This window comes from Parvibaculum sp., from assembly GCF_045863935.1.
Taxonomy (GTDB): Bacteria; Pseudomonadota; Alphaproteobacteria; order Parvibaculales; family Parvibaculaceae; genus Parvibaculum.
In genome coordinates, this window is record NZ_BTVP01000037.1 from 1 (window position 1) to 26,764 (window position 26,764).

The following is a 26,764-nucleotide window of genomic DNA, read 5'->3' on the forward strand; positions in this document are numbered from 1 at the left end:
AAACAGGGAATCATCAATCAACGCCAGCCGCTACCCTCTTTTGCAGAGGAATCCCCTGTGGAGGGTGGTCCCGACGACTACAGCAGAAATTGCAGCTACCGCACCTGACCGCCATCGACCACCAGCACCTCGCCGGTGATGAAGCTGGCGCGGGGGCTGGCGAGGAAGGTCGCGGCGTCGGCGATTTCCTCGACTGTGCCGAAACGGCGGAGCGCGACCTCGCGCTTGATCCAGCGGTCCCAGGCTTCCGGGCGCTCCTTCGTGTTCCTGTCCCAGACGCCGCCTTCGAAGAGAATGTTGCCGGGCGCGATGGCGTTGACGCGCAGACCCTCTTTCCCGACGAATTTCGCGAGCTGGCGCGTCAGGTGGTTGATGCCCGCCTTCGAGGCCGCATAGGTGAGCGAGGTGCCCATGGCATCGACGCCCGCGACGGAGGAAATGAGGATGAGGCTTGCATGTTCGCGGGTCTCGCGCGGACGCTTGAGGATGCGGCGCGCGGCCTCGCGGGCGAGATAGACCGAGCCGAAGAGGTTCTGCTTCATGTCGGCGTCCCAGTCCTCGTCCGAGACATCGAAGCCCAAGGGCGCGCGCGACAGGCCGACATTCGCGACCGCGCAGTGAAGGGGTCCGAGCTTTGCCTCCGCCGCATCGAGCGCGGCGGCGATCTCGGCCGATGCCGTCATGTCGCCCGCGACGGTGAAGAGGTTTTCCGGCTTCGCGCCTTCGGCGATGAGCGCTTCACGCGCCGCGTCGAGCGCCTCGACCCCGCGCGCGGCGAGCGCGACTTTCGCGCCCTCGGCGGCGAAGGCACGCGCCATGCCGAGGCCGATACCCCGGCTCGCGCCGGCGATGAAAACATGCCTGCCCGTCAGTTCGAGATTCATGGGAGCCCTCCTCCATTTCATGTTTGCGCAAAGGGTAGCGGCGCGCGCTCAACATGCAAGAGACGCAGCGTCAGGCTGGGGCCGAGGGACTTCCATTGCGGGGGGTCCGGGGGCTGATAGACTTTCCGGCAAGAAAAATCCGGGAGGAGGATCGCCATGGACTACAGCCAGATCAAGACCGAAAAGCGCGGCAACATCCTGCTGATGACGCTCAACCGGCCGGACAGGCTGAACGCCTGGACGCCGAAGATGGCCGAGGAGCAGGCGGATGCCATCCAGCGCGCCAATGACGATCCCGATATCGGCGCCATCGTGATGACCGGCGAGGGGCGCGGCTTCTGCGCCGGGGCCGATATCAGCGACACGTTCAAGACGCGGCTCGACGGCAAAGACCCCGGCAACGATACGGCAGGCGGGAGCGGCGGTATGCCGGCGGGCGTCGACTGGATCGAGCTTGTGCGTTCGTCGAAGCCGATGATCGCGGCGGTGAACGGGCCGGCGGTCGGCATCGGCGTCACCATGATACTGCCCTTCGACGTAATCGTGGCGGCGGAGGAAGCGAAGTTCGGCATGGTGTTCGTCAAGATGGGCATCGTGCCGGAACTGGCCTCGTCGCATTTCCTGGTGAGCCGCATGGGCTGGGGCCATGCGAACGAGATGATGCTTTCGGGGCGGCTCTACGGCGCGGCGGAAGCGCGCGAGAAGGGGCTCTGCGAATATGTGGTTCCCGGCGACAAACTGCTCGACAAGGCATTCAGCATTGCCGCGCAGATTGCGGAGAACCCGTCGCGGCAACTGCGCATGACGAAGGAGCTGCTCACGCAGAATGCCTGCACAACGGACCTGACGGCGGCGCAGAAGCGCGAGACCGACGCGCTGAAAATCTGCTGGACGACGCCCGAGCATCATGAGGCGGTGGACGCCTTCCTCAACAAGCGCAAGCCCGACTTCAAGAAGGCGGCCCGGAACGCGGCGGAGTGAGCTCCATGAGCGCGCGGTACGAGGTGGGACGCATTCCCTTTCATCTGCACTGGCAGGAGAGTTCCCCGTTCAAGGAGACTTACGCGGGCGCACTCGACACCATTGTGGTCGAAGGGCAATACCTGAAGCCGAAGGGCGCGGCCTCGAAGACCATATTGATCTTCATGCATCCGACGGGGACGATGAACCTGCTGCCTATGCCGAATGCACTGGCGGCGGCGGGGATTCCCTGTCTCACCTGCGCGAGCCGCTATCCGCACAATGACAGCGCGCTGATCATGGAGAAGGTGCTGCTCGATCTCGGGCATTACGTGCGCTACGCCAAGGAGAAGCTCGGCTACGAGAAGGTGGTGATGGCGGGATGGTCCGGCGGCGGATCGCTGTCGATGTTCTACCAGTCACAGGCCGAGAAGCCGACGATCACGGCGACGCCCTGGGGCGACCCTGTGGACGTTGCGGGGGCGGGGCTCATTCCCGCCGACGCCGTGCTGCAGCTTGCGGCGCATGTGAGCCGCGCGATCACGCTGACCGAATGGCTCGACCCGTCGATCCGCAACGAACTCGATCCGGACGACCGGGATGTGGAACTCGATCTTTACGACCCGAAGAACCCGAACCAGCCGCCCTATACGGACGAATATCTGCAACGCTTCCGCGCCGCGCAGATTGCGCGTTCGGGCCGCATCGACGCGTGGGTACGCGGCACGCTGGAGCGCCTCAAGCGGGAGGGGCGCCCCAATGAAGAGCGGGCCTTCGTGGTCCACGGGACGATGGTGGACCCGCGCTGGCTCGACCTTTCGATCGACCCGAACGACCGGAAAGGCCCCAACTGGTGCTTCATGGGCGAGCCGAAAATCGTCAACATGATGCCGGCGGGGCTGGCGCGTTACTGCTCGCTCAGGGCCTGGCTGTCGCAATGGTCCTACCGGGAGAGCCGCGCCAACGGGCCGAAATGCGCGGGCGATATTTCCGTGCCGGTCCTTGTGATCGAGAACAGCGCGGATGACGGCTGTACGCCGAGCCATGCGGCACGCATCTATGCAGGCGTGCAACATGACGACAAGGAACTTCATGTCGTGAAGGGCGCGACGCATTATTATATTGGCCAGCCGGACAAGATGGCCGAAGCTGTCGCAATCGTTGCCGGGTGGCTCAAGAAGAAAAAACTGCTGGATTGACCTTCATGAAAACTGTTGTGCGTGAGACGCCGGCGCGGCGAAGCCTGCCGCGGCCGGATGGGGCGATTTCGTATCTCGAATGGGGTGACGACGATCCGGGGAAGACGCCGATCCATTTCGCCCACGCCAACGGCTTCAACGGCATGACCTATGCGCCGCTGCTTTCAACGCTGGCCGACGAATTCCATGTGCGCGCCTGGGATGCGCGCGGGCACGGGGAAACAACGCTGCCAGCCGACCCCGCGAAACATCGCAACTGGTACGTCTATCGCGACGACCTGATAGCCATGGCGGAGGACTTCGCCAAGACAACGGGGAGGAAGATCATTCTCGCCGGGCATTCGATGGGCGGCGCGGCGAGCGTCATGGCGGCGGCGGCGCGCCCCGACCTCGTGCGCGGGCTCGTGCTGATCGACCCGGTCATGATACCTTCCAGCGCACGCGCCATCATGAGGATTTCACGGCTCATCGGCATGGGCGGCAATCCGCTTGCCGACGGGGCCGAGAAGCGGCGTGCCATTTTCCCGGACCGGCAAACGATGGTGGAGCGCTATACGGGACGTGGCGCCTTCCGCACCTGGCCGCGCGACTTCGTGGAAGACTATGTGACGGGCGGCACGAAGGTGCTGGAGGACGGACAGGTGGAGCTTCTCTGCGCGCCCGCATGGGAGGCCGCGAATTTCCGCGCGCAGGGACACAACATCGCCAAATCCGTGCGCAACCTGCATGTGCCCTTCGCGCTGCTTCACGCCGAGCACGGATCAACCTGCCGGCCGCCCTTCCCGATGCTTCTGAAGCGGCGCGACCCGAAGGCGCATGTCGCGCAGGTGCCGGGCTCGACGCATTTCCTGCCGATGGAATTTCCCAAGCTCGTGGCGGAGGAAATCCGCGCGTTCAGAGACCGGCTGGAAGCGGAGGAGCGGTAGGGCCCTTCCGGTTTGCGCTCAGGCCGTCAGCGCCTGACGCGCTGCGCTTGCGAGGAAGTTCGACCTCGTCATGCCGCGTTCCTTCGCGGCTTCATCGATCGCTTCCAGCAGACCGGGGTCGAGCGAGATGTTCACGCGCTTCGAGATACCCCGATCTTCGATCAACGGCACGAGCGTCAGAAAGGCACCTTCGCGGTCTTCCGTCAGCGCCGGGTCGGCAACGATCTCGTCGAGTTCGCGCGGCGCCGGAATCGGTTCCTTGTCATCGCGCATTCCCTCGACATGAAAGGCAAGCGCGTTCGCCGCATCGGCAAGCGCCTCGCTCAACGTGCCGCCTGCGGCAATGCAACCCGGAAAGTCCGGAAAGCTGACGCCGTAGCCCGTGTCTTCTTCCTTGTGAACCATCGCGACGTAACGCATCGCTCTTCTCCTTAAAGCCAACCCGCCTGCCTGTAGATCGAGCGGACCGTGCCGACGGGAATGTCCTTGTTGGGGTGCGGGATCGTGACCCGGCCCTTTTTCTCCGGATGCTTGAACTGGTGGTGGTCTCCGCGCGTCGCCACCAGTTCCCAGCCGTCCTGCCGGAGCATCTGGATCAGTTTGCGGCTGTTTCGCTCCATGTGTCTCCGGTGTGTTTATATATACACAAAGCTATTACAGGACTCAAGGTGTGGTATGTAAATATATACACACTTACTTTACTGGCCCGTAGCTCTTGAGCAGGCTGGCGCCGATGCGTTCGTTCATCATTTCGGTGCTGCCGTCGGTATAGGCGGCGAGTTTGGCGCAGGCGACGTGGCGGTGGAGGCCGTGTTCCTCGCGCAGTCCGTTCGCGCCCATGGCCTGGATGCAATCGGCGAGGCGCGGGAGCGTTACCCTTCCCGCAAACTTCTTGGCATGGGCGGCGGCCATGACCGCATCTTCCTCGCGGTCGATGAGGCCTCCGGCATGGGCGACGAGGCCGCGAAGCGCCTCGAGATCGTTTGCGACATCGCCGAGCGACCAGTTGAGGCCCTGGTGTTCGAGAAGGGATTTGCCGAAGGCCTCGCGTCCCGCCGCATAGCCGAGCGCCGTTTCGAGGGCGGAGGCGAGAAGCCCCGCGCACATGGCGGCGACATAGACGCGGGCGCCGTTCACGCCCTTCATGGCAAGTTTGAAGGCCTCGCCGGGCGGGGCGAGCATGTCGTCGTCGGGCGCGAAATAATCCCGGAGGGCAAAGCCGCCCGCGCCGATCGCATGGCCGCCCATGAGCGCGTATGCCTCGCCGCGCGCGAAGCCTTCGCGGCGGGCGTCGACCAGGAAGCAGGCAATGCCGCGCCAGCCCGCCGAGGCATCCGTCTGCACATAGGTGATGAAGAGATCGGCGATGCCGGCATTGGTGATCCAGCCCTTCTCGCCATTGAGACGCCAGCCGCCTTCCACCTTCTCCGCGCTTGTGCGGATGGAGGAAAAATCGCTGCCCGCGCCCGGCTCGCTCAATGCGGTGGCGCCGAAAAGCGCGCCCGACATGAGCGCCGGGACATGGCTTTCGCGGTGACGCGCCGACGGCGAGACGGCAAGACGCGCGGCGACGTTCTGCGTGTTCACGAGGGAAAAGGCGAAGGCCATGTCGGCGCGGGACATCTCCTCGCAGAGAGCGAGCTTCACGAGATAGCGGTGGCCGAGACCGCCCCGCTCCTTCGACGTTTCGAGACGGAGAAGGCCGAGTGCGGCGGCTTCGCGCAACGCCTCGACCGGTTGGCGGCGGGCGCGCTCCCACTCATTCGCGTGTTGCGCGACCGTCTTCGCCGTGAAGGCGGCAGCGCCGTCGAGGAAGGCCGCTTCCTCCGCCGTCAACGCGCTTCTCAGAAATTCCCTCATACCTACCGCTCTCCCTTTTGTCAGAGACTATATGAAGGGTTCCCTCCCCCAATTGTCACGACTCATTTCATTCCCGCCGCCCACGTCTTTGCCGCAAGTTCAGGACAAAGAAAGACGTGGATGGCCCGGACAAGCCGGGCCATGACGACTTTTAAAACAGATTGTCAGACGCCAAGTCCCTCGATCACCAGCGATTCAAGATTGGTGCGCATCTCTTCGGGAATCGGGATCGCCTTGCGCGTGGTGAGATCGAGCGCGATGGCGACGGCCTCGGCGGTCGCCACCGCTTCGCCGGTTTCGAGATCGAAGAGCCAGTGGCACCAGGTGTAGGTCTTGGGGCCGACATTCTTCAGCCCGCTGCGGAGCGTCAGGATATCGCCCATGCGCGGATAGCGCCGGTAGACGAAACGATATTCGAGGGCGGCGCCGCCGACCGACGGCGTTTTCGAGCGGTCGGTGCCGTTGGTCTGCGCCAGCAGGTTCGGGATGCCGTCGGAGACGATGCCCATGAAATGGCGAACGGAGAGAAAACCCTGCGCGTCGCAGAGCTGCGGCGCGATGTCGCCCTGCCAGGTTCGGACCATGCCCATCGCATCCGCTTCCTTCAGCTTTGGCGCGGGGCGCGGGTCGTAGAGTTCGAGGCCGCGCGGGGCGCCATGCGCCGGGCGCTCGACGAGCAAAGCCTTCGCGGCGGCCTTTGCCTTTGCGGGAAGCGGCTTCACCTCGCGCGTCTCGTCGTCCACCCATTGCACTTCGGCATTGAAGGTGGCGGCGGGTTCGCCCGAAACGGTGCTGACCATTTCCTCATAGACGGAGAGGCCGAAATCGCGGACTTCAAGGACGCCCGCGCGAATGAAGAAAGGCGCGCCGGGGCGCTGCTCGCGCAGGAAGCGGACGTGATGGTCGCTGACCTGAAGACGCGCGCCCTCGCCACGCGAAACACGCGGGCCGAGCCCGAGCGCGAGACCGAAAGCGGCGAGGCCCTGGCCCGCCTTCTCGACATAGAACTGCACGTTCATGTGGCCCATCTGGTCGCTTTCCCAGGTCTGGACGCTGGAGCGCGCGACTTCGATCATCTCACTCATTTTCTTCTTCCGTTTTCTTCAAGTGACGTATTCAGGAATTTCAAAGACGGGCAGCAATCGGCTCCGGCAGGGGCACGGCCTTGCGGCTTGCCTTGTCGAAGAGGAGCGCCGCGCCTTCCGCCGCGCAGGCGGGCTCGCCGGTGTCGCCGCTGAAAAGCCAGTGCCGGTAGCGAACCGTCTTGCCTTCGCCCGGCAGGATGGCCGTGCGCACGAAGAGCGTTTCGCCCGCGCGCAGTTCGCGCAGATAGACGAGGCGCATTTCGACCGTCGCGGTGGCGAGGCCGCGCGCGGCCTGCTCGTGACGGCCGAGGCCGGCATGGGCCCACATATGGCCTTGCGCATCCGAGAAGCGCGCCATGAAGAAGCGCGCATTCATGTGATTGTTGGTGTCGCATTCCCAGGTGTTGACGACGGAGCGGTTGGTCTCCGCCATGCCGAGCTCGTCGGCGCGGGCGAGCGAGATATCGCGCTCCACCGCGTCTCGCGGGATCGAGCGGGGTTCGGCTTCCGGCGGGAGGCCGGTGCGCATCTCCTCGGTGCGGACACGCACGGCATCAGGCCAGGGCGCGAGGCGGCGCGTTTCGAGATCGAGGCAGCCGGTGTCGACGACATAGGTTGCGGCGAGCCTGTCGTCCAGCGCCTCGCGCATCTCCTGATAGATGCGCATGCTCTTGTCGCGGATCTCGACAATACCGGAGCGGATCACCACAAGGTCGCTCGCGCGCAATTCGCGGTGGAAGCGGATGTGGTGTTCGAGGGCGACATAGCCGAGGCCGGATGCCGCCTGATCGAGCGCGGCATGGCCGAGCGCGACACGCAGATTGTAGGAACTGTCGGAACTCTTCGAGATGTAATGCTGGATGTTCATGTGGCCCATCTCGTCGCATTCCTGCAACGAGACGTAGCCGCGATAGGTGTCGATCATGCCGCTCATGCGAGCGCCCTCACGTGGGGCATGAGGCTTTCGCGTTCCTCATCCGTGAAGGCGACGGATTTGCGCGCATCGAGATCGAGCATGATGGCAATGACCTCGCCCGTGGCGACGGCCTCGCCGGTTTCGGCATAGAACATGTAATGGACGAAGGTAAGCGTCCGGCCCTCGACGCGCGTGAGCGTGCTTTTTGCGACCAGCATGGTGCCGGAGCGGACCTCGCGGAGATAGTTCAGGCGAAGTTCGAGGACGACCGTGCCGCGGCGCCTTTCCAGCATGCTGCGCTTGTCGAAACCGATCGCCTGCCAGAGATGGCCCGCGCCATCGGAAAAGCGCGCCATGTAGAAACGCGAATTCATGTGGCCGAAATCGTCGCATTCCCACGGCATGACGGCGCCGCGATAGATCTCGATGAAATCCGTTGCGTCTTCGAGGCGCTTGGCGGGCAGGCGCGTTTCGCGGGGAACGCTGCGCGGCTCGGCATGAGGCGGGAGCGGGCCGGCGAAGGGCGCGGCGGCGGCGCGCGCTTCTTCGGGCCAGGGAATGAGTTTTCTGCTTTCGAGATCGAAATGGCCGGACAGCGCAACGACCGTGGCGGAGGTTTCGCCGGAGGCCGAATTGAAAAGCTCGTGGAAGCTCACCATCGTCCTGTCGCGCAGTTCCACCGGGCGCGAGCGCATGTGCATGATGTCGCCCGCGCGGAGCTCGCGGTGGAAACGGATATGCTCCTCCAGCGCGACCATGGCCCGGCCCTCGGCGCGGACGCGCGAGGGCGAGAGGCCAAGCGCGTGACGAAGATAGAAGGCGGCGTCCGACGCGCGGGCAACATAGAACTGCACGTTCATGTGGCCGACCTCATCGCACTCCCATGTGTTCACGCTGCCGCGAAACGTATCGAGAAACTCTGTCATTTGACTTTGAAAAACTTCAATGGCGGGTGCCGCAGCATAGGGGCGAGCGGGCGGCTTGTCATGCCTCGGGGAGCCCGGCGAGACGGTGCGCGAGGAGGCCTTCGGCGCTGTAGCCGAGCGGGGCGAGGCGGCCCGCACCTTCGAGGACGCGCAAGCCGATCAAGAGGGCGGCGAGGCAGAGGATTTCGCGGTGCGCGGCTTCCCCTTCGAGGCCTGTTGCCGCACGGAGCGGCCCGCCCAATGTTTCGAGAATGGCGATGAGGCGGCCCGTGACGGCGCGGTCGAGATCGGCGGGAAGCGCTTGCGCCGACATGAGGCGGCCCGCGAGGCGGACATGGGGGGCGTTGCCCGCCGTCGCCTTCAGCGCCTCCCTTGCCGCAGCTTCGAGCGCGGCGGCAGGTGACGCCTTATTTTCCTGGGCCCTTTCCGCGGCCTCGCGCATGCGGCGCGCGAGATGGCCGAGCTCTTCGGCGGTGAGCGCGATGGCGAGTTCATCAATGCCTGAGAAGTAGGAGTAGACGGCGCCCGGCGCGTATCCCGCCTCGGCGGCGACGGCGCGCATGGTGAGCGCCTCGGGCCCGCCTTCGTCGCAGACACGACGGGCGGCGGCGAGGATCGATTTGCGCTTCATGTCGCGCAGGTCCTCGCGGCGTTTTTCGGCGGCGCCTGCCATCAGAACTTGTAGGTCGAGCGGGAGACGCCTTCGGCGATGGGCGCGCCGCCGTCGCGCTCCTTCACGGCCTGCTGGAAGCCGACCCTCTCCGCACGTTCCTTGAACCAGACGCCTTCGGGCGAATGGCGGGTGATGCCGTCGAAGAGGGTGGCGAACATCTGCGTCGTCTGGAGGCCCATATTCTCGTAGGCTTGGTTGACGAGGAGCTTCTGCATCATGAGCTGGTTGCGCGGGACGCCCGCCATACGCTCCGCAAGCGCCTCGACGCGGGCATCGAGTTCCGCCTCCGGTACGGCTTCGAGGACGAGGCCCATTTCGGCGGCCTCCTTTCCACTGACGAGATCGCCGGTAAAGAGCATGCGCTTCGCGCGCTCGGGCCCGAGGCGATAGACCCACATGGCGGTGGTGGGGCAGCCCCAGACGCGGGCCGGCGGATAGCCGATCTTCGCGTCATCCGCCATCACCACCATGTCGCAGCAGAGCGCGATGTCGGAGCCGCCCGCGACGGCAAAGCCACGGACCTTGGCGATGGTCGGCTTATGGGAACGCCAGAGGGACATGAAGTCCTTCGTGTTCGCGAACATCATGTTGAAATCGACCATGGGGTCCCAGGGGCGCGGGTCGCCCGCCGGGACGCCTGTGCCCCGATTTCCCGCAGGGGCCTCGGCGAAATCCTTGAGGTCGTAGCCCGCGCAGAAGGCGCGGCCCGCGCCTGTGAGCACGATGACATGGACGCCGTCGTCCTCGTTCGCCATGTCGACGGCCTTCGCGATTTCGCGCGGCATGCCCGACGCGATGGCGTTCAAGCGGTCCGGCCGGTTGAGCGTGATGGTGGCGACGCGGCCCTGCTGCTCATAGACGATGTGCTCGAAGGACATGGATTTCTCCCGGATTTGCGCAGTTTATTGAACATATATCAAATTATTGAACATTGTTCAATTTTTAGGTAAAAAACAGGCGGCGCGGTGGATGCCGAGCCGCCCGTGTGGACCCCGGCTTCCGCCGGGGTGACACCTGAAATTAGTGGGGCTAAGCCACCACTCTGGCCAGGAATTCGTCGGCGCGCTTGTTGGCGGCGGCGGCGATTTCGCCGGGGAAGGCGACGAAGCCATGGGCACCGCCCGGATAGACGGCGAGTTCCGCCTCGTTGCCGGCCGCGATCCAGCGCGAATACATGAAGAGACTGTCATCGATCAGCGCATCGCGCGTGCCGATGGTGAAGAGCGCCGGCGGCATGTCGTGGAGACGGGCATAGAGCGGCGAGACATCCGGGTCACGGCGATCGACATGAGGCGGCATGAAGGCATCGCCGAATTTCTCGATGTCGATGGTGCGGAGGATGAGGCGCTCGTCGCCGAAGGCCTTCTGGCTCGGCGTCATCGACATGTCGAAAGCGCCGAAGACGAGGTTCGCGCCCTTGAAGCCCGTATAGCCGTGGCGGTCGCGCATGCGCAGGATGGTGACGGCGGATAGATGGCCGCCCGCCGACTCGCCGCCGATGGTGAGCGCGTCGGTGCCGAATTCCGACTTCGCGTTTTTCGCAAGCCAGATGGCGGCGGCCTCGCAATCGTCCGGTCCGGCGGGATAAGGATTTTCAGGGGCGAGACGGTATTCGACGCTGACACAGGCAAGACCCGCCCTGTCGGCGATGCGCTCCAGCATCGGGTCCTGCTGGTCGGCGCCGCCGAGCGTCCAGCCGCCGCCGTGAATGTGAAGATAGACGCCTTTCGGGCTCGTTTCCGGCGCGACGATGCGGAGCTTCACCTTGCAGCCCTTGCCGTCGATCTCGATTTCGCGGGCGCGCGGCGATTTCGGCGCGAGGGGGAAAGCGCCCTCGCCTCTTGCGCGCTGCTCGCGGAAGGTCGCCACGCCGATCTCCCACCATTCGGGCAGCTCCTTCATGGCGCCAATAATGAAATCGTTGATGCCCTTCGTTTCGGCGGAAATGGCCTCGGCGGTGAAAAGCTTCGGATCGAATGGATTGCTGGCGGACATTTTATCTTCCCGATGAAGGTTGCGTTTCTTTGGCGAAATTAGACTTGATGTTCAAACGATCCGCCAGCCCCAACGATCCGCGCCCACATCCATGCGGGAGGTGACTTCAAGGCGCAGATGACGATTGTGGACGGCGAGCGCGCCCTCGAAAAGCGCGTTCCAGGCATCGAAGCAGGCAGGCGTGACGCCTTGCTTGCCGTTCATCATGCGCCAGGTGCGGGCCGAGACTTCCGCGCCCGCGACTTCCGCCACATCGCCGCCTGCGTCGAGAAGCGTGGCGAGGTAGTGCGCGAAGGCCTGCGGATCGTTCTGCTTCACGCCGATGAAGGCAGCGGTCGCGTCGTAGCACTGCATGCCGATGAGGCGGCCGGTTTCCTGCCCGAGCTTCAACGCTTCCTCCTCGCCGAAAAGCGAGACGGCGGCGGGCAGGATCGAGCGGATATATTGAACGGCGTAGTTCCGCTTCGCCTTTACCATGCGCTCTTCCGACCATTCGACATGGGGGAGCTTCGCGGGGTCGGCGTCCGGGCCTGCCTCATCGAAGCGGAAGCGGAGCCGCTCGTTTTCGGCGAGAGGGCGATCCTCCTCGATGAAATAGCCTTCGAGACAGGGATCGACGCGCGTGGTGATCGAGGTGCAGACAAAGCCGAGATTCGGATTGCCGAGCGTGACGCCGACCTGGGAATGGAAGCCGCGCATGAAGGCGACACTGACCTCGTTCGGCACGGCGCAGATGGCCGCGCCGTCCCAGATCCAGCGGGGCGGGAGATAGCGCACCCAGGCTTTCCTGTCGCTCTCGGGAATGAACTCGCATTTCACGCCGCCGACATGGTTCGCCAGATAGATGTATTGCGCGCAGGCAACGGCGGGCGGGAGACGCGAGAGGCCGAGACTTCTCCAGCCGGCAAGGAACTTCTCTTCATGCTGGGCGCGAAAGGTGCGGAAGTTGAGTTCCGTCGCCGCCGTCTCGCCCTTGAAGACCACAGCACGAAGGATGAACCCCGTCAGGAAGCGCTGATGCAGCTCCGCACTGGCGCGCCAGGCGTTGAGTTCCTTTTCCGTTGCTTCGGCCATCCGCCCCTCCCTTTTTCTGGAGGGGCAGAATAGCGATCAAACAGCCGCGGCGTAAGGCGGGGCGGGATCGTATTGCATGGCAAGCTGTGTGAGGCGCGCGTGATCCTCCCCGTGCATCTGCCCGACAAGCCAGAGCGCCATGTCGATGCCGGCCGAGACGCCGGCCGCCGTGACGAGATTGCCGTCGCGGACATAGCGGATGTTTTCGAGAACGGCTGCGGCCCCGCTGCCTTCGCGAAGGGCGGCAATGTAGGTCCAATGCGTGGTGACGCGCTTGCCCTTTGCCGGACCTGCGGCGCAGAGAAGTATGGCGCCCGTGCAGACGCTCGTCACCCATTCGCAGGTTTCCGCCGTCTTCGCGATCCAGGCGAGAAGCGCCTCGTTCTCCGCCTCGCGGCGTGTGCCGATGCCACCCGGCACGAGCAGGAGGTCGAGCTTGCTTGCGTCGGCGATGCTTGCATGAGCCTCGACCGTCATGCCCTTGGCGCCGGTGACCGCGCGGCCCGTTTCGGTGATGAGCGTGACCTTGTCCGGACGCTCGCGGCCCTCGCGGCCATGCGTCTCGTTCGACATTGTGAAAACTTCATAGGGGCCGACGAAATCGAGTTCCTCGACGCCGTCGAAAATCAGGATGCCGATGTTGCGGCTCTTTTCGCTAGTGAAGGTCATGTCTGTCTCTCGGATGGGAGGTTGCGGGAGGAGGGAGGAGATCGCGCCGCGCGGTGCGGAAGCGTTCGCGGTAGCGGCCCGGCGTGACGCCGAGATGACGAATGAAGGCGCGGCGCATGCGCTCGGCGGCGCCGAAGCCCGCTTCCGCCGAGATGGCGTCCAGCGAGACCTCGCCATTGGCGAGACGGCGGCAAGCCTCGTCGAGACGGGCACGCTCGACGAATTGCGCCGGCGTGAAGCCCGTTTCGGCGACGAAGTGGCGCGCGAAGCTCCGCTCGCTCATCGCCACGCGCTCGGCAAGCGCGGGCACGGAAAGATCGGCGGACGGATTCTCGACGATGAAGGCGCAAAGCTTCGCGAGACGCGCATTCTCCACGCGCTGCGCGGCGAGCTGCGCTGAGAATTGCGACTGACCGCCCGGCCGCATCAGATACATGACGTGATGGCGGGCGAGCGTGAGCGCCATGTCACGGCCGAGATCCTGCTCGACAAGGGCGAGCGCGAGGTCCATGCCCGCCGTCACGCCGGCCGAGGTCCAGACCTTGCCGTCGCGGATATAGATCGCATCCTCTTCCACGACGACCTTCGGAAAGCGCTGGCGCATGGTCGGCGCATAGGCCCAATGGGTCGTCGCGCGGCGGCCATCGAGAAGGCCGGCGGTGGCGAGAATGACCGAGCCGGTGCAGATGGAGACGGTGCGGCGGGAAGCGCGGGAGGCGCGGCGGACGAAGGCCAGCAGGCGCTCGTTTTCCATCGCCGTGCGCGAACCCTCACCGCCCGAAACCATGAAGGTGTCGAGGCTGGCGAGGTCCGACGGCGAAACGTCGGCGAGCGCGCGGTTTGCACGGAGGACGAGGCCGCAGGTCATGGCGACGGGACCGCGCTCTTCGGCAACGAGTTCAATCTCGTAGGCGGGCTCGCCCGTCACCGGGTCGACCGCCGTGGAGAGAAGCTGGACGGGTCCGGCAATGTCGAGGATCTGCGCCGCGTCATAGACGAGCATCATCACGCGGCGAGGCGCGGGGCTGAGCTTTGAAGGTTTCGCGGGTCTGGCCATGGGGGAAGACTAGGCCGCGGCGGGGTTGGCGGAAATGACAAAGAACACGCATTTTCCGCCAAACAGGGCAAGGAAAAGGGCGGCCCCGAAGGGCCGCCCATTCATTTCGCGTGGCAACCGCGATCAGGCGGCGGCCTTTTCCTTGTTCGGCGCGAAGCGGCCATAGAAGGTCTCGCCCTTCGAGGCCATGTCGCGCAGCAGCTTCGACGGCGTGAAGCGGGGCCCGTATTTCCGGGCGAGCTTGTCGCATTGTTCGACGAAGGCGGCCGTGCCGACCATGTCGATGAGCGACAGCGGCCCGCCGGACCAGGGCGCGAAGCCCCAGCCGAGGATCGCGCCGACATCGGCGTCGCGCACGTCCGTCACCACGCCTTCCTCGAAACAGCGTGCGGCTTCGAGCGCCTGGATATAGAGGAAGCGGTTCTTCAGCTCCTGCACGTCGAGGTCGTCCGGGTCTCGGGTTTTGCCGACGAGACCGGCAAGGCCCGGCCAGAGCTTCTTCTTGCCGTCCTTGTTTTCCGGGGAGGGATAGTCGTAGAAGCCCTTGCCCGCCTTCTTGCCGGCGCGGCCAAGCTCCACGACCATCTTTTCGAGGAGGACATCCGCCGGACCGGAGACGTATTTGTCGCCGAGATCCTTCTTCGCCTGCTCACGCACCTTGTAGGCGAGGTCAAGCGCGACCTCGTCGTTGAGCGCGAGCGGGGCCATCGGCATGCCGGTCATCTTGCCGACATTCTCGATCATGGCCGGGGGCACGCCCTCGCCCAGCATCGCGATGCCTTCGCCGACATAGGTGCCGAAGCAGCGCGAGGTGTAGAAGCCGCGGCTGTCATTGACGACAATCGGCGTCTTCCTGATCTGCTTCACATAGTCCATGGCCTTGGCGAGCGTCTCGTCGCTCGTCTTCTTGCCCATGATGATTTCGACAAGCTGCATCTTGTCGACGGGCGAGAAGAAATGGATGCCGATGAAGTTGTCCGGCTTCGCGGACGCCTCGGCGAGGCCGGTGATCGGCAGCGTCGAGGTGTTGGAGCCGTAGATGCCGCCTGCAGCGAGCATGGGCTCGGACTTCTTCGTCACCTCCGCCTTGATGTCGCGGTTCTCGAAGACGGCCTCGATGACGAGATCGGCGCCCTTGAGATCGTCGTAATTCGTCGTCGGCTTGATGAGCCCGAGAAGCTTGTCGGCTTTGTCCTGCGTGGTCTTACCGCGCTCGAGCTGCTTCTTCAGGAGCTTCTCCGAATAGGCCTTGCCCTTTTCGGCATTGGCCTGATCCATGTCGAGGAGCACGACTTCCATGCCGGCCTGGGCCGACACGTAAGCGATGCCCGCACCCATCATGCCGGCGCCGAGAATGCCGAGCTTCTTCACCGTGAAGGCGGGAACGCCCGCAGGACGGCGCGCGCCCTTGCCGAGTTCCTGCATGGAGAGGAAGAGCGAACGGATCATCGCCTTGGAGCGCGGATCCATCAGCAGCTTGGTGAAGTAGCGCGTCTCGATGCGGAGCCCCGCCTCGATCGGCACCTGCAGGCCTTCATAGACGCAGGACATGATGAACTTCTGCGCCGGGAAGTTGCCATGCGTCTGCTTGTGGAGCGTTGCATTGCCGATGGTGAAGACCTGGCCGCCGCCCTTCGAGTGCGGGTCGCCGCCGGGGACACGATAGCCTTCGCGGTCCCAGGGCTGCACGGCGATGGCGTAGACTTCCGGGCCCTTCTTGCCGAGCTTGATCTTTGGCTGGGCGAGACCTTCCTTGAGCCAGGCCTTTGCCGCCGCGATTTCCTCGCCGGGCTCGACGAGCTTGTGACAGATGCCGGACTGCACGGCCTTTTCCGGCGTCAGCGCCGTGCCCTGAAGGATGAGCGGCAGGGCCGCCTGCGCACCGATGAGACGCGGCAGGCGCTGCGTGCCGCCGCCGCCGGGCAGGAGGCCGACCTTGGCTTCGGGAAGGCCGATCTGCGTCTTCGGCTTGTTGCTCACCACGCGATAATGGCAGGCGAGCGTGACTTCGAGGCCGCCGCCAAGCGCCGTGCCGTTGATCGCGGCCGCAACCGGCTTGCCGCAGGTTTCGAGCGAGCGCAGCAGCATGTTGAATTTGAGGTTGCCCTCATACATCGCTTTGACGCGATCTTCCTGCGACCCTTCACCGGAGCCGCCGACCTCCTTTGGTCCAGCTTGGCCGCCCATCATGGACAGGTCGGCGCCGGCGCAGAAGGCGTCCTTGCCGGAGGTGAGGACGGCGCCCTTGATCGCGTCGTCGCTCATGATCCTTTCGATGATCGAGGCCATGTCGGCCATGGAGCTCTGGGACAGCACGTTCATCGAGCGGTTCGGCATGTCCCAGGTGACGAGCGCGATGCCGTCGCCATCGACTTCGAATTTGAAGTTTTCGTAAGTGGTCATCAGTGCCTCACACGCGTTCGATGATGGTTGCCGTGCCCATGCCCGCGCCCACGCAGAGCGTGATGAGGGCTGTGGAGAGATCGCGGCGTTCGAGTTCGTCGAGGACGGTGCCGAGGATCATGCCGCCGGTGGCGCCGAGCGGATGACCCATGGCGATGGCGCCGCCATTGACGTTCATCTTGTCGTGAGAAATGTCGAGCGACTGCATCATGCGCAGCACGACGGCGGCGAAGGCTTCATTCAGTTCGTAGAGATCGATATCTTCCGGGTTCATGCCGGCCTTCTTCAGCGCCTTGCGCGACACGTCGGCGGGGCCTGTCAGCATGATGCAGGGCTCGGAACCGATGGACGCCATGGCGCGGATGCGGGCGCGGGGCGTCAGGCCCATCGCCTTGCCGGTTTCGAGATTGCCGACGAGCACGGCGGACGCACCGTCGACGATGCCGGACGAGTTGCCCGCGTGGTGGACATGAGTAATTTCCTCCACTTCCGGGTAGCGGTCGAGCGCGACGCCGTCGAAGGCAAATTCGCCAAGCGAGGCGAAGGAGGGCTGGAGCGCGGCGAGCGACTGCATCGTCGCCTCGGGGCGCATGTGCTCGTCATGGTCGAGAATGGTGAGGCCGTTGATGTCCTTCACAGGAATGACGGACTTCGAAAAGTAGCCCTTGTCCCAGGCGTTCTTCGCGCGCACCTGGCTTTCGACGGCATAGGCGTCGACGTCGGCACGGGAGAAGCCGTATTTCGTGCAGATGAGGTCGGCGCCGATGCCTTGCGGCGTGAAGTAGGACTTGAAGGCGATCTGCGGATCTGTCGACCAGGAGCCGCCCGACGCACCCATGCCGACGCGCGACATGGATTCGACGCCGCCGCCGATCGCCATGTCGGCTTCACCGGTCATGACCTTCGCGGCCGCCATGTTGGTCGCCTCGAGGCCGGAGGCGCAGAAGCGATTGACCTGCACACCAGCGGTCGTCTCGGCGTAATCCGCATTCAGCACGGCGATGCGGGCGATATCGCCGCCCTGCTCGCCCACCGGATCGACGCAGCCGAGCACGACGTCATCGACCTTCGACGTGTCGAGGCCGTTGCGGTCGCGGATCGCCTTCAGCGTCTGCGTGGAAAGTTCGAGCGCCGTCACTTCGTGCAGGGCGCCGTCCTTCTTGCCCTTGCCGCGCGGCGTGCGCACGGTGTCGTAGACATAACATTCGGTCATTCGATGTCTCCCTGGGGGACTTTGTTTGCCGTCGTGAAACGCCCGCTCACAGCGTGCGGGCGATCAGCATCTTCATGATTTCGTTCGTGCCGCCGTAGATCTTCTGAATGCGGGCGTCGGTGTAGAGCTTCGCGATGGGGTATTCCATCATGTAGCCGTAGCCGCCGAAGAACTGCAGGCAGGTGTCGACGATTTCGTTCTGCTTCTGCGTGGTCCACCACTTGGCCATGGCCGCCGTGGTGGGATCGAGCTTGCCGTCGAGCAGTTTCACTGCGCAATCGTCGGTGAAGACGCGGGCGATGGTCGCCTCGGTCTTGCACTCGGCCAGTTTGAACTGCGTGTTCTGGAAATCAAGGATGCGCTGACCGAAAGCGGTACGCTCCTTCACATAATCGCTCGTGTATTTGAGCGCCATTTCCATCGCGACGCAGGCCTGCACGGCGATGATGAGGCGCTCCTGCGGGAGCTGCTGCATGAGCTGGATGAAGCCCTTGCCCTCTTCCGTTCCGAGCAGGTTGGACGTCGGCACCTTCACTTCATCGAAGAAGAGCTCCGAGGTGTCCTGCGCCTTCTGACCCATCTTCTTGAGGTTGCGGCCGCGGCGGAATCCCTCGACCTCCTCCGTTTCGACCATGATGAGCGAGGTGCCTTTGGCGCCGGCGGCCGGATCGGTCTTGGCGACGACGCAGATGAGGTTTGCCTGCTGGCCGTTGGTGATGAAGGTCTTCTGACCATTCACGACATACTGGTTGCCGGACTTCTTGGCGGTCGTCTTCACACCCTGAAGGTCCGAACCCGTGCCCGGCTCCGTCATGGCGATGGCGCCGACGATTTCACCCGACGCCATTTTCGGGAGCCACTTCTTCTTCTGCTCCTCGGTGCCGTAGGACTGGATGTAGTGGGCGACGATGCCGGAATGGACGGAGTTGCCGAAACCGGAAATGCCGGCACGGCCCTGTTCCTCGGCGATGACCATTTCATGCGCGAAATTGCCGCCGCCGCCGCCGTACTCCTCCTTGATCGAGGCGCAGAGAATGCCGGCCTCGCCCGCCTTCAGCCAGGCGTCGCGGTCCACACAACCCTGTTCGTCCCAACGCTCGACGTGAGGCTGAAATTCCTTCTCGTAGAATTTGGCGACCGCGCTCTGGAGGATTTCCAGTTCCTCGTTCAGCCAAGGGGATTTGTAAGCGGCATTCAGACTCATTCGTCGTTCTCCCTGAGACGTCCTGTTAGAACTCGTTTGCGGCCAGCGCCATCATGGGGTCCGCGCCGTGACGGATGCGCGCGAGATGCGTCGCCGTCTCGGGCACGACATGTTCCATGTAGTAGCGGCCTGTTTTTATTTTCGTTTCGTAATAGGCCCTGTCGCCATCCTTTGCGGCGGCAAGCCTGTCATGGGCGACCTTCGCCATCTTCGCCCACATGAAGGCGAGACCGGTGACGCCGAACAGATGCATATAGGGCGTGGAGCCCGCGCCGGCGTGGTCGGGGTTCTGGAGCGCGTTTTCCATGAACCAGAGGGTCGCCGCCTCCAGGTCCTTGCGGGCGCGGACGAGCGGCTCGACGAAGGGTTTGAGCTTTTCGTCGTTGCCGTTTTCCGCCGCGAAATCGTCGATCGCCTTGAAGAAGGCGAAGACGGCGCGCCCACCATTCTGCGCAAGCTTGCGGCCGACGAGGTCGAGCGCCTGCACGCCGTTCGCGCCTTCGTAGATCATGGCGATGCGCGCATCACGCACGAACTGGCTGAGACCGTTTTCCTCGATGTAACCATGACCGCCATAGACCTGCTGCGCATCGACGGCGTTCATGAAACCGCGGTCGGTGAAGTAGCCCTTCAGCACGGGCGTCAGCAGCGCCATCATGTCGTCGCCGAATTCGCGTGTCTTCTCGTCATCCGAGCGATGCGACAGATCGCCATGCAGCGCCGTCCAGAGGAGAAGCGCGCGGGCGCCTTCGTTGAAGGATTTGACGTCGAGCAGCATGCGGCGGATGTCGGGATGGACGATCAGGGGGTCGGCGGGCTTGGCCTCTTCCTTCGGCCCAGTGAGCGAACGGCCCTGAATGCGCTCGACCGCGTAAGCCACCGCGTTCTGATAGGCGGCTTCGGACTGCGACAGGCCTTGGAGCCCGACGCCGAGACGCGCTTCGTTCATCATCGTGAACATGGCGCGCAGCCCCTTGTGTTCCTCGCCGACCAGCCAGCCGATGGCTTCGTCGTAGTTGAGGACGCAGGTGGCATTGCCGTGAATGCCCATCTTCTCTTCGAGCGAACCGCAGGAGACGCCATTGCGGTTTCCGAGAGAGCCGTCGTCGTTCACGAAGAACTTGGGCACGAGGAAGAGCGAAATACCCTTCACGCCTTCCGGCGCGCCCTCAATGCGGGCAAGCACGAGATGAAGAATATTCTCGGCGAGATCGTGTTCGCCTGCGGAGATGAATATCTTCTGGCCGCTGATCTTGTAGGAGCCGTCGCCGACGGGAACGGCCTTGCTGCGCAGGAGGCCAAGGTCGGTGCCGCAATGAGGCTCGGTGAGGTTCATGGTGCCCGTCCATTCACCGGTGACGAGCTTGGGCAGATATTTGTCCTTCTGCTCCTGCGTGCCGTGCTGCGACAGCGCGGAGTAGGCACCATGGCTGAGGCCCGGATACATGCCGAAGGCCATGTTCGCCGAGGAAACCATTTCGTTGAAGACGACGCCGAGCGCGTTCGGAAGGCCCTGGCCGCCATAGGCCGTGTCTGCAACGAGGGCGGGCCAGCCGCCGTCGACGAGAAGCTTGTAGGCTTCCTTGAAGCCCTTCGGCGTCGTCACCACGCCGTTTTCAAGCTTGCAGCCTTCACGGTCGCCGATCTGGTTGAGCGGCAGCAGCACCTCTTCCGTGAGCTTCGCCGCTTCCTCGAGAATGGCGTCGACGAGATCGGCCGGCGCATCCGCGAAGCCCGGCAGGCTCGCATATTGCGAGATGTCGAGAAGCTCGTTCAGCAGAAAGCGGTATTCGCGCAGCGGCGCTTTGTAGATCGGCATGGATTTCCTCCGGCAGGTAAGCCCGCCCTTGCGTCAAGGGCGCGTCACCTCAGACGATAGCCTTTTCCAGCTTCTTCGTCTTTGCCGGACGGGCGGCCGATTTCGGCGCCGGAATATCCTGGCCCGCGTCCTTTACCTGCCGTTCGATCTGGGCTTCGAGCCGCGCGCAGCTTTCCTCGAGCGTCCTGATCTGGAGGTCGATCTCCTGACGCTGTTCGCGGAGTTGAGCTATGCGTTTGCGGAACTTGCCGACGGCGACCCGGTTCTGTGTCTCGCAACCGTCCTGCAGGTCGTAGAGGCTCAGGATCTCCTTGATCTCGCCAAGAGCGAGACCGACATTCTTGCCGCGCACGATGAGCGTCAGGCGGGCGCGATCACGCGGATGATAGATGCGGGTCTGGCCGCGCCGTTCCGGCGTGAGCAGGCCCTTGTCCTCGTAAAAGCGGATTGCGCGGGTGGTGAGGCCGAATTCGTCGGCGAGTTCCGTGATCGAAAAGGTTACCCCCGCCATCTCTGCGCCATTGTGCCGGGGCGCCGTGCCGGAGACCGCGCGAAGCTGCTGTTCCATGACTTTCTCCCTGACTTCGGACCGCGCGTCACCCGCCCCTCGCAGGAGCTGTACGGTGTCGCGAGATTTACAAAATTATGATTTTTCGGCTGTTTTCAGCCGTTTTCTAAAAGTGGACCGGAATCTAGTTGACGTTGACGTAAGCGTCAATGGTGTCATGAAATCTTTTTGGTGCCCGCGCTTCCAGATGGTCTAGTGGGCCCCACCGGGGAGACCAGCACCCGTCCATCGAGGGAGGAAAGAGATGCGCCGCATTGCCGCCGCCGGATTTGCCATAGCGGCGATCGCCGCCCTTGCCGGCTGTGCGACGCAAGGGAGCAGCGAGCCGAAACTGCAGGAAGTGAACCGGACGAGCCTGCCCGTGCAGGCGAGCGCCGCCGCGCAGGACCACCCGGCGCTCAGCGCGGCGATCCTCAAGGAGATCAACAGCTATCGCGCGGCCAACAATCTCGGCAGGCTCGCCCCCGATGCGAAGCTGCAGCGGGCGGCGGCCGTGCACGCGGCGGACATGGAGCTTCGCGGCTTTTTTGGCCATTTCAATCCCGACGCTCAAGGGCCGCGCGAGCGCGTGCTCGCCGTCGAGCCGGGGTTTACCGGCCGCGTCGCAGAAAACATTCAGGTCGTGGAGGGAACGAGCTACGGGGCAATGAGCGACGCGGCGCTGGCGGCGGCAATGGTCGAGAAATGGCTCGAGAGCCCGATGCACCGGAAGAACATCAGGGCGCCGGAAATGACCGATAGCGGTGTCGGCGTCGCGCGGCAGGGCGACCGCATCGTCGCCGTGCAGGTTTTTGCCGGCCCCTGAACGCCGCCCGGGAATGGCGTTGCCGAAGCGCGGCGCCGGTGAGATGCTGCGGCACGTTGTTTCCCGGGGGCTCACATCATGAAACGCAGAGACTTTCTCGGCGCGGCGGCAGGCGCGATCGCGCTGCCGGCGCTCGTCACATCGGCAAGTGCAGCAGACAGGATCGAGTGGCGCATGGCGACGAGCTGGCCGAAGGGCGCGCCGGGCGTCGGGGTCAATGCACAGCGCCTCGCCGACAGGATCGGCGCCATGTCGGGCGGGCGGCTCACCGTGAAGCTTTACGGCGCGGGCGAGATCGTGCCGCCGTTCGAAGTGTTCGATGCCGTGTCGCAGGGCGTTTGCGAAATGGGTCACGGGACGCCCTATTACTGGCAGGGCAAGAACCCGGCTTTCCACTATTTCACCGGCGTGCCTTTCGGGCTGACGGCGCCCGAGACGGCGGGCTGGCTCGCCTATGGCGGCGGACAGGCCCTGTGGGAAGAGGCCTATGCGCCTTTCGGCGTCCTGCCTTTCTATGCCGGTTCGAGCGGTGTGCAGGCGGGCGGCTGGTTCAACCGCGAAATCACGACGCTCGACGATCTGAAGGGCTTGAGCTTCCGCATCGCGGGGCTCGGCGGCGAAGTGATGCGCCGCCTCGGCGTCTCCGTCGTGCTGACGCCGCCCGGCGAAATCTTCACCTCGATGAAAAGCGGCGCGATCGACGCGGCGGAATGGGTCGGGCCCTGGAACGACATGGCCTTCGGCCTCGACAAGGTCGCGAAATATTACTACCTGCCCGCCTTCCACGAGGCAGGGCCGTCGCTCGAACTTCTCGTCTCGAAGAAGAAATTCGAGGCCCTGCCCGCCGATCTTCAGGAGATCGTGCGCGGGGCGGCGCTCGCCACCGCGGCCGAGACGCTGGCCGATTTCACCTTCCACAATATCGAGGCCTTTGCCCGCCTCGTCGCGACCGGCGGCACGGAGCTTCGCGAATGGCCGGAGCCTGTCGCCGCCGCCATGGCGAAGGCGTCGAACGAGGTGCTGGCGGAGCTCGCCGCGACGAGCGATCTCTCCGGACGCATTGCCACCTCCTACAGCGACTATCTCGCCAAGGCCCGCGAATGGTCGAAGTGGAGCGACGCCGCGATGCTCAGGCTCCGGAACGGCCATCCGGCCGGATGAGCCTTCTTCGAAGAAATATCGGCATGGCACGCACTTAGCAGTCCCGGTTAACGCCGTATTTACCGAGCTTGCCGCTTTATTAGGGGTGCTGAAACAGCACGCCCCGGCGGCTTTCCGCTTGCCGGCGGCCAGATCAGCGACCGCAACAAGATTTTGGGCCAGTCCGTGTTTAGAAATACCAGATAGCGCGGTTTATACTGGCCCAAAGGGTTAACGGGCATAGTGATTCGGATGCGACCGGGGGTTCCATGGAGCGTCAAGGGTATTGAGCCCGAGGCGCGGGAAGCTGCCAAGCAGGCAGCGCGACGCGCGGGCGTGACGCTCGGCGCGTGGCTGAACCAGGTCATCATGGACACCGGCACCGACGAAGTTGGGCAACAGGACCCTGAGATGTCTCAATCCCGATACAGCCAGCCGCAACCGGCTGCGCCGCAGGTCTCTATGCCGGAACCGAAAATCGATCTCGGTCCGGTCGCGGAAGCCGTGCGCGAACTCGTGCAGCGCGTGGACAGCAGCGAACGCCGCACGGCAGAGATGACGCGCAAGCTCGAGGCCACGGTTGGCCATCTCGCCCAGCGCATCGACCAGTCGGAGCACGACATGGAAGACAGGCATCCCGAAGCGCGCGCACTCGATCCGCTGGAACGGAAACTTCAGCAGCTCGGGGAACGCATGGAGCGCGCCGAGCGCGGCCGCGGCCCTCGCGGCGAAGACACGCGCGCGATCCAGACACTTGAAAAAGCGCTCAACTCGGTCGTCGACCATCTCGAAACGTCCGAGCGGCGAACCGACGACACGCTTTCGGAAATCCGCCAGACGCTCTCCACGCTGTCGAACCGCATCGAGAATGCCGAACAGGAAACCGAACGCGAGGAAGCCAAGCGCCGCGCGCAGGCGCTGGAAGGCACGCTGACGCAGCTCGCCACGCGCCTCGAAAAAATGGAACAGGGCGTGACGGGCATCGGCCCGCAGGCCGTCGAAGCGGCGCTGAAGGCGATCGAGGAAAAGTCGAACGCCGAAAGCCAGCGCAAGACGATCGAGCGGCTGCAGCAGAGCCTCGAGCAGATCGCGCAGCGCATCGAACAGACAGAGCATCGCGCGGACCAGACCGCGAAGGCGCTCGAAACAACGGTCGGCGGGATCGTCAAGAAGCTCGAAGACATCGACCATTCGCGGCGGACCGAAGTTCCCGACGTCCTCGTCGCGCGCCTCGAACAGATGACGCGGCGGCTCGAGCAGAACGAACATATGACGATGGAGGCCGCGCAGGCTGTCGAGAAGGCGGTTGCCGGCATCGGCGAGAACCTGAGCGTAAGCGAGAAACGCGACCGCGAAGCGCTGTCGTCGCTGCAAGCGACGATCGAGCGCATGACAGGCCGGCTGAGCCATCTCGAAAAGGAAACGAAAGCCGTGAAGGCGCGGACAACGCTTTCACCGCAACTCAACGCGGGCGGCGTTGCCGCAGGCTTTCCGCCTGCCGGGCCGGGCTTCGGGCTGCCGAACTTCGATGCACCGCCGATGATCGGCCCTGCCTATGGGAGCAATCTCGGACCCGCTTTCGGACCGACCGACTGGGAACGGCCACAGGTTCATGCGCGCGCCGCCGATGCGGGACGCGGGTATGAGAGCGTGCGGCGCGAGCCCGCGCCGGTAACGCCGCCGCCCTTCGACACGCATGACGCACCACCTCCTGCCGTGCGCGACGAATTCCGTTATGAGGCGCATGACGAGTACGAAGACGACGCTGAAGCGCCGCCCTTTGTGGCGGAGCTCGACGACGATTACGACGACGCGCATCAGGAAGACATCGACGACGGCATCATTCCTCCCGATCCTGAGGAACCGGTGCAAAATGCCGGGCAGCGCGCAGCGAATGATTTTCTGGCGGCCGCCCGGCGCGCCGCGCAGGCCGCTGCCGATGGTGGCGGCGTAAGGCAGGAACCCTATTACGGCGCGGCGGCGACGCCCGGCTTTGCGGATGCCTCCACCCGTTTCCCTGCCCAGGATCAGGGAGAAGGCCGGCGCCGCAAGCTGATCCTCGGCGTGGCCGCGAGCTTCGTGCTGCTCGCCGTGCTGGCGGGCGCCTACATCATGCTGCGCGGCGGCCCGGCGCCGACCGCGCCCGCGACCGGCTACAACGGTGCAACCGTCCCCGCGCCGAGCGTGCTCGATCCGCAAGCGACATCGAAAAATCCGGAGGCCAGTCCGGAAGGCACCGGCGCCGACAATACCGCGGCGAGCGGCGAAGCGGCGCCGGCGGCCACCTCCACAGGAACGTCGACACCGGAAGAAGCGCTGGTGCCCGCCCCGAAAGCACCCGCGGTTCAACCCGCACCGGCAACCTCACCCGCCAAGCCCGCCGGAACGGCGACGCTCACGCCTGCACCTTCGCTGACGCCTGCCCCTTCGACGCCCGTCGAAACGGCGCCGGTCGAGCCTGCAAAGGTGACGCTGATGGACGCGGCAACGCGCGGCGACGCGGCGGCGCAATACGAAGTGGGCCTGCGTTATGCCGACGGCGAAGGCGTGACACAGGACATGGCGGAGGCCGCCAAGTGGTTCGAGCGTGCGGCACGGCAGGGGCTGACCGTTGCCGAATACCGGCTGGCCGCACAGTACGAGAAGGGCCGCGGCGTGCCGCAGAACGACACCAAGGCGCGCGAATGGTACGAGAAGGCGGCGAAGGGCGGCAACGTCAAGGCGATGCACAATCTTGCCGTCATCCATGCCGAAGGACGCGGCACCGCGCAGGATTTCAAGACGGCGGCGGGCTGGTTCACGCAAGCCGCCGATTACGGCCTCGGTGACAGCCAGTACAATCTCGCGATCCTCAACGAGCGCGGCCTCGGCGTCGCGAAGAACCCGATTGAAGCCTACAAGTGGCTCGACATCGCGGCGAAGGGCGGCGACAAGGGCGCAGCCGCAAAGCGCGATGCGCTGGCAACGGAACTCAGCCCCGAAGACCTCGCCCGCGCGAAGGTCGCCTCCGGCACGTGGAGTGCGAAGAAGCCCGACCCGCTTGCGAATGGCGACATCTCCAGCTTGAAGACCTGGGAGGTCTCCTCGCTTGAAGGGAGTGCCGCCGGACCGGTGACGCGCGCCGACATCGCGCGGGCACAGGCAATCCTCAACCGCATCGGCTATGACGCGGGCTCGCCCGACGGAATGATGGGCCCGCGGACGCGGGATGCGATACTCGAATACCAGCTTTCAGAAGGGCTGGAGACAACGGGGACGGTGACGCGCGAAACGCTGGCCATGCTTGAAGCAACGCCCAACTGATCGTTCATCGCAGCGCTAGGAATCGGCGGGGGGACGTGCTACCCCAATCCGCGTCCAATTGCCTTCCCGGGGCGATTTTGCCCTG

General features: G+C 64.6%; 24 protein-coding genes. 6 read left to right on the forward strand and 18 right to left on the reverse strand.

Features of this window, described 5'->3' with window-relative positions:
* Positions 1-95: 95 nt before the first annotated feature.
* Positions 96-884 carry an SDR family NAD(P)-dependent oxidoreductase gene (locus ACKUUH_RS13960; protein WP_407950523.1) on the reverse strand — a complete coding sequence of 263 codons (789 nt, stop codon included), beginning with the start codon at positions 882-884 and terminating at the stop codon, positions 96-98.
* A gap of 156 nt (positions 885-1,040) precedes the next feature.
* On the opposite strand from ACKUUH_RS13960, the gene ACKUUH_RS13965 reads away from it, so the two are divergent.
* Genes ACKUUH_RS13965 through ACKUUH_RS13975 form a run of 3 tightly spaced genes read left to right on the forward strand, consistent with a single transcriptional unit; the run spans position 1,041 to position 3,969 of the window.
* Positions 1,041-1,865: an enoyl-CoA hydratase/isomerase family protein gene (locus tag ACKUUH_RS13965; protein ID WP_407950524.1), complete on the forward strand. Its 825-nt coding sequence runs from the start codon at positions 1,041-1,043 to the stop codon at positions 1,863-1,865.
* A gap of 5 nt (positions 1,866-1,870) precedes the next feature.
* Positions 1,871-3,043, forward strand: a complete 1,173-nt coding sequence (locus ACKUUH_RS13970; RefSeq protein WP_407950525.1) for an alpha/beta hydrolase — start codon at positions 1,871-1,873, stop codon at positions 3,041-3,043.
* Between the two features lie 5 nt (positions 3,044-3,048).
* Positions 3,049-3,969, forward strand: a complete 921-nt coding sequence (locus tag ACKUUH_RS13975) for an alpha/beta fold hydrolase (RefSeq protein ID WP_407950526.1) — start codon at positions 3,049-3,051, stop codon at positions 3,967-3,969.
* An 18-nt stretch (positions 3,970-3,987) separates the two neighbouring features.
* Here ACKUUH_RS13975 and ACKUUH_RS13980 read toward each other — a convergent pair whose 3' ends face one another.
* The 17 genes from ACKUUH_RS13980 to ACKUUH_RS14060 all read right to left on the reverse strand — a co-directional run bounded on the left by ACKUUH_RS13980 (position 3,988) and on the right by ACKUUH_RS14060 (position 21,431).
* A complete protein-coding gene (locus ACKUUH_RS13980; RefSeq protein WP_407950527.1) occupies positions 3,988-4,389 on the reverse strand; it encodes a type II toxin-antitoxin system HicB family antitoxin in 402 nt (133 codons plus the stop codon).
* Positions 4,390-4,400: 11 nt separating this feature from the next.
* Positions 4,401-4,589 carry a type II toxin-antitoxin system HicA family toxin gene (locus tag ACKUUH_RS13985; protein ID WP_322312249.1) on the reverse strand — a complete coding sequence of 63 codons (189 nt, stop codon included), beginning with the start codon at positions 4,587-4,589 and terminating at the stop codon, positions 4,401-4,403.
* Between the two features lie 73 nt (positions 4,590-4,662).
* Positions 4,663-5,829 (reverse strand): acyl-CoA dehydrogenase family protein, encoded by a 1,167-nt coding sequence (locus ACKUUH_RS13990; RefSeq protein ID WP_407950528.1) that lies wholly within the window; start codon positions 5,827-5,829, stop codon positions 4,663-4,665.
* A 164-nt stretch (positions 5,830-5,993) separates the two neighbouring features.
* Positions 5,994-6,914, reverse strand: coding sequence for a thioesterase family protein (locus ACKUUH_RS13995; RefSeq protein ID WP_407950529.1), 921 nt, complete (start codon positions 6,912-6,914; stop codon positions 5,994-5,996).
* A 40-nt stretch (positions 6,915-6,954) separates the two neighbouring features.
* Positions 6,955-7,848 (reverse strand): acyl-CoA thioesterase, encoded by an 894-nt coding sequence (locus tag ACKUUH_RS14000; protein WP_407950530.1) that lies wholly within the window; start codon positions 7,846-7,848, stop codon positions 6,955-6,957.
* The gene (locus ACKUUH_RS14005; protein ID WP_407950531.1) at positions 7,845-8,756 is read right to left on the reverse strand and encodes an acyl-CoA thioesterase; all 912 of its coding nucleotides are present in this window, start codon (positions 8,754-8,756) and stop codon (positions 7,845-7,847) included. Before ACKUUH_RS14005 ends, ACKUUH_RS14000 begins: the two co-directional genes overlap by 4 nt.
* A 58-nt stretch (positions 8,757-8,814) precedes the next feature.
* Positions 8,815-9,429 carry a TetR/AcrR family transcriptional regulator gene (locus ACKUUH_RS14010; protein ID WP_407950532.1) on the reverse strand — a complete coding sequence of 205 codons (615 nt, stop codon included), beginning with the start codon at positions 9,427-9,429 and terminating at the stop codon, positions 8,815-8,817.
* Positions 9,429-10,307 (reverse strand): crotonase/enoyl-CoA hydratase family protein, encoded by an 879-nt coding sequence (locus ACKUUH_RS14015; RefSeq protein WP_407950533.1) that lies wholly within the window; start codon positions 10,305-10,307, stop codon positions 9,429-9,431. Before ACKUUH_RS14015 ends, ACKUUH_RS14010 begins: the two co-directional genes overlap by 1 nt.
* 151 nt (positions 10,308-10,458) lie before the next feature.
* Complete coding sequence (locus ACKUUH_RS14020; protein WP_407950534.1) at positions 10,459-11,424, reverse strand: alpha/beta hydrolase; 966 nt, start codon at positions 11,422-11,424, stop codon at positions 10,459-10,461.
* 51 nt (positions 11,425-11,475) lie between these two features.
* Positions 11,476-12,498: a hypothetical protein gene (locus ACKUUH_RS14025; protein ID WP_407950535.1), complete on the reverse strand. Its 1,023-nt coding sequence runs from the start codon at positions 12,496-12,498 to the stop codon at positions 11,476-11,478.
* Between the two features lie 36 nt (positions 12,499-12,534).
* Positions 12,535-13,167, reverse strand: a complete 633-nt coding sequence (locus ACKUUH_RS14030; protein ID WP_407950536.1) for a DJ-1/PfpI family protein — start codon at positions 13,165-13,167, stop codon at positions 12,535-12,537.
* On the reverse strand, positions 13,154-14,224 hold the full coding sequence (locus tag ACKUUH_RS14035; RefSeq protein ID WP_407950537.1) for a GlxA family transcriptional regulator: 1,071 nt from the start codon (positions 14,222-14,224) through the stop codon (positions 13,154-13,156). Before ACKUUH_RS14035 ends, ACKUUH_RS14030 begins: the two co-directional genes overlap by 14 nt.
* A gap of 123 nt (positions 14,225-14,347) precedes the next feature.
* Positions 14,348-16,627, reverse strand: a complete 2,280-nt coding sequence (locus ACKUUH_RS14040) for a 3-hydroxyacyl-CoA dehydrogenase NAD-binding domain-containing protein (RefSeq protein ID WP_407950538.1) — start codon at positions 16,625-16,627, stop codon at positions 14,348-14,350.
* A 7-nt stretch (positions 16,628-16,634) separates the two neighbouring features.
* Positions 16,635-17,840, reverse strand: coding sequence for an acetyl-CoA C-acetyltransferase (locus ACKUUH_RS14045; RefSeq protein WP_407950539.1), 1,206 nt, complete (start codon positions 17,838-17,840; stop codon positions 16,635-16,637).
* A gap of 46 nt (positions 17,841-17,886) precedes the next feature.
* A complete protein-coding gene (locus ACKUUH_RS14050) occupies positions 17,887-19,044 on the reverse strand; it encodes an acyl-CoA dehydrogenase family protein (RefSeq protein WP_407950540.1) in 1,158 nt (385 codons plus the stop codon).
* Between the two features lie 25 nt (positions 19,045-19,069).
* Positions 19,070-20,863, reverse strand: a complete 1,794-nt coding sequence (locus ACKUUH_RS14055; protein ID WP_407950541.1) for an acyl-CoA dehydrogenase C-terminal domain-containing protein — start codon at positions 20,861-20,863, stop codon at positions 19,070-19,072.
* A gap of 49 nt (positions 20,864-20,912) precedes the next feature.
* The gene (locus ACKUUH_RS14060) at positions 20,913-21,431 is read right to left on the reverse strand and encodes a MerR family transcriptional regulator (RefSeq protein WP_407950542.1); all 519 of its coding nucleotides are present in this window, start codon (positions 21,429-21,431) and stop codon (positions 20,913-20,915) included.
* Positions 21,432-21,675: 244 nt separating this feature from the next.
* Between ACKUUH_RS14060 and ACKUUH_RS14065 the strand changes: the two genes are divergently transcribed.
* The 3 genes from ACKUUH_RS14065 (at position 21,676) to ACKUUH_RS14075 (ending at position 26,679) form a co-directional block, all read left to right on the forward strand.
* Entirely contained in the window at positions 21,676-22,236 is a 561-nt protein-coding gene (locus ACKUUH_RS14065; protein ID WP_407950543.1) for a CAP domain-containing protein, read from the forward strand.
* 78 nt (positions 22,237-22,314) lie between these two features.
* Positions 22,315-23,397, forward strand: coding sequence for a TRAP transporter substrate-binding protein (locus ACKUUH_RS14070; RefSeq protein WP_407950544.1), 1,083 nt, complete (start codon positions 22,315-22,317; stop codon positions 23,395-23,397).
* 231 nt (positions 23,398-23,628) lie between these two features.
* Positions 23,629-26,679: a peptidoglycan-binding protein gene (locus ACKUUH_RS14075; protein WP_407950545.1), complete on the forward strand. Its 3,051-nt coding sequence runs from the start codon at positions 23,629-23,631 to the stop codon at positions 26,677-26,679.
* Positions 26,680-26,764 lie beyond the last annotated feature (85 nt).

Excerpts from the sequence above, each read along its gene's own strand:
- ACKUUH_RS13960 (WP_407950523.1), bottom strand. The coding sequence starts at position 884 with ATGAATCTCGAACTGACGGGCAGGCATGTTTTCATCGCCGGCGCGAGC.
- ACKUUH_RS13965 (WP_407950524.1), top strand. The coding sequence starts at position 1,041 with ATGGACTACAGCCAGATCAAGACCGAAAAGCGCGGCAACATCCTGCTG.
- ACKUUH_RS13970 (WP_407950525.1), top strand. The coding sequence starts at position 1,871 with ATGAGCGCGCGGTACGAGGTGGGACGCATTCCCTTTCATCTGCACTGG.
- ACKUUH_RS13975 (WP_407950526.1), top strand. The coding sequence starts at position 3,049 with ATGAAAACTGTTGTGCGTGAGACGCCGGCGCGGCGAAGCCTGCCGCGG.
- ACKUUH_RS13980 (WP_407950527.1), bottom strand. The coding sequence starts at position 4,389 with ATGCGTTACGTCGCGATGGTTCACAAGGAAGAAGACACGGGCTACGGC.
- ACKUUH_RS13985 (WP_322312249.1), bottom strand. The coding sequence starts at position 4,589 with ATGGAGCGAAACAGCCGCAAACTGATCCAGATGCTCCGGCAGGACGGC.
- ACKUUH_RS13990 (WP_407950528.1), bottom strand. The coding sequence starts at position 5,829 with ATGAGGGAATTTCTGAGAAGCGCGTTGACGGCGGAGGAAGCGGCCTTC.
- ACKUUH_RS13995 (WP_407950529.1), bottom strand. The coding sequence starts at position 6,914 with ATGAGTGAGATGATCGAAGTCGCGCGCTCCAGCGTCCAGACCTGGGAA.
- ACKUUH_RS14000 (WP_407950530.1), bottom strand. The coding sequence starts at position 7,848 with ATGAGCGGCATGATCGACACCTATCGCGGCTACGTCTCGTTGCAGGAA.
- ACKUUH_RS14005 (WP_407950531.1), bottom strand. The coding sequence starts at position 8,756 with ATGACAGAGTTTCTCGATACGTTTCGCGGCAGCGTGAACACATGGGAG.
- ACKUUH_RS14010 (WP_407950532.1), bottom strand. The coding sequence starts at position 9,429 with ATGGCAGGCGCCGCCGAAAAACGCCGCGAGGACCTGCGCGACATGAAG.
- ACKUUH_RS14015 (WP_407950533.1), bottom strand. The coding sequence starts at position 10,307 with ATGTCCTTCGAGCACATCGTCTATGAGCAGCAGGGCCGCGTCGCCACC.
- ACKUUH_RS14020 (WP_407950534.1), bottom strand. The coding sequence starts at position 11,424 with ATGTCCGCCAGCAATCCATTCGATCCGAAGCTTTTCACCGCCGAGGCC.
- ACKUUH_RS14025 (WP_407950535.1), bottom strand. The coding sequence starts at position 12,498 with ATGGCCGAAGCAACGGAAAAGGAACTCAACGCCTGGCGCGCCAGTGCG.
- ACKUUH_RS14030 (WP_407950536.1), bottom strand. The coding sequence starts at position 13,167 with ATGACCTTCACTAGCGAAAAGAGCCGCAACATCGGCATCCTGATTTTC.
- ACKUUH_RS14035 (WP_407950537.1), bottom strand. The coding sequence starts at position 14,224 with ATGGCCAGACCCGCGAAACCTTCAAAGCTCAGCCCCGCGCCTCGCCGC.
- ACKUUH_RS14040 (WP_407950538.1), bottom strand. The coding sequence starts at position 16,627 with ATGACCACTTACGAAAACTTCAAATTCGAAGTCGATGGCGACGGCATC.
- ACKUUH_RS14045 (WP_407950539.1), bottom strand. The coding sequence starts at position 17,840 with ATGACCGAATGTTATGTCTACGACACCGTGCGCACGCCGCGCGGCAAG.
- ACKUUH_RS14050 (WP_407950540.1), bottom strand. The coding sequence starts at position 19,044 with ATGAGTCTGAATGCCGCTTACAAATCCCCTTGGCTGAACGAGGAACTG.
- ACKUUH_RS14055 (WP_407950541.1), bottom strand. The coding sequence starts at position 20,863 with ATGCCGATCTACAAAGCGCCGCTGCGCGAATACCGCTTTCTGCTGAAC.
- ACKUUH_RS14060 (WP_407950542.1), bottom strand. The coding sequence starts at position 21,431 with ATGGAACAGCAGCTTCGCGCGGTCTCCGGCACGGCGCCCCGGCACAAT.
- ACKUUH_RS14065 (WP_407950543.1), top strand. The coding sequence starts at position 21,676 with ATGCGCCGCATTGCCGCCGCCGGATTTGCCATAGCGGCGATCGCCGCC.
- ACKUUH_RS14070 (WP_407950544.1), top strand. The coding sequence starts at position 22,315 with ATGAAACGCAGAGACTTTCTCGGCGCGGCGGCAGGCGCGATCGCGCTG.
- ACKUUH_RS14075 (WP_407950545.1), top strand. The coding sequence starts at position 23,629 with ATGCGACCGGGGGTTCCATGGAGCGTCAAGGGTATTGAGCCCGAGGCG.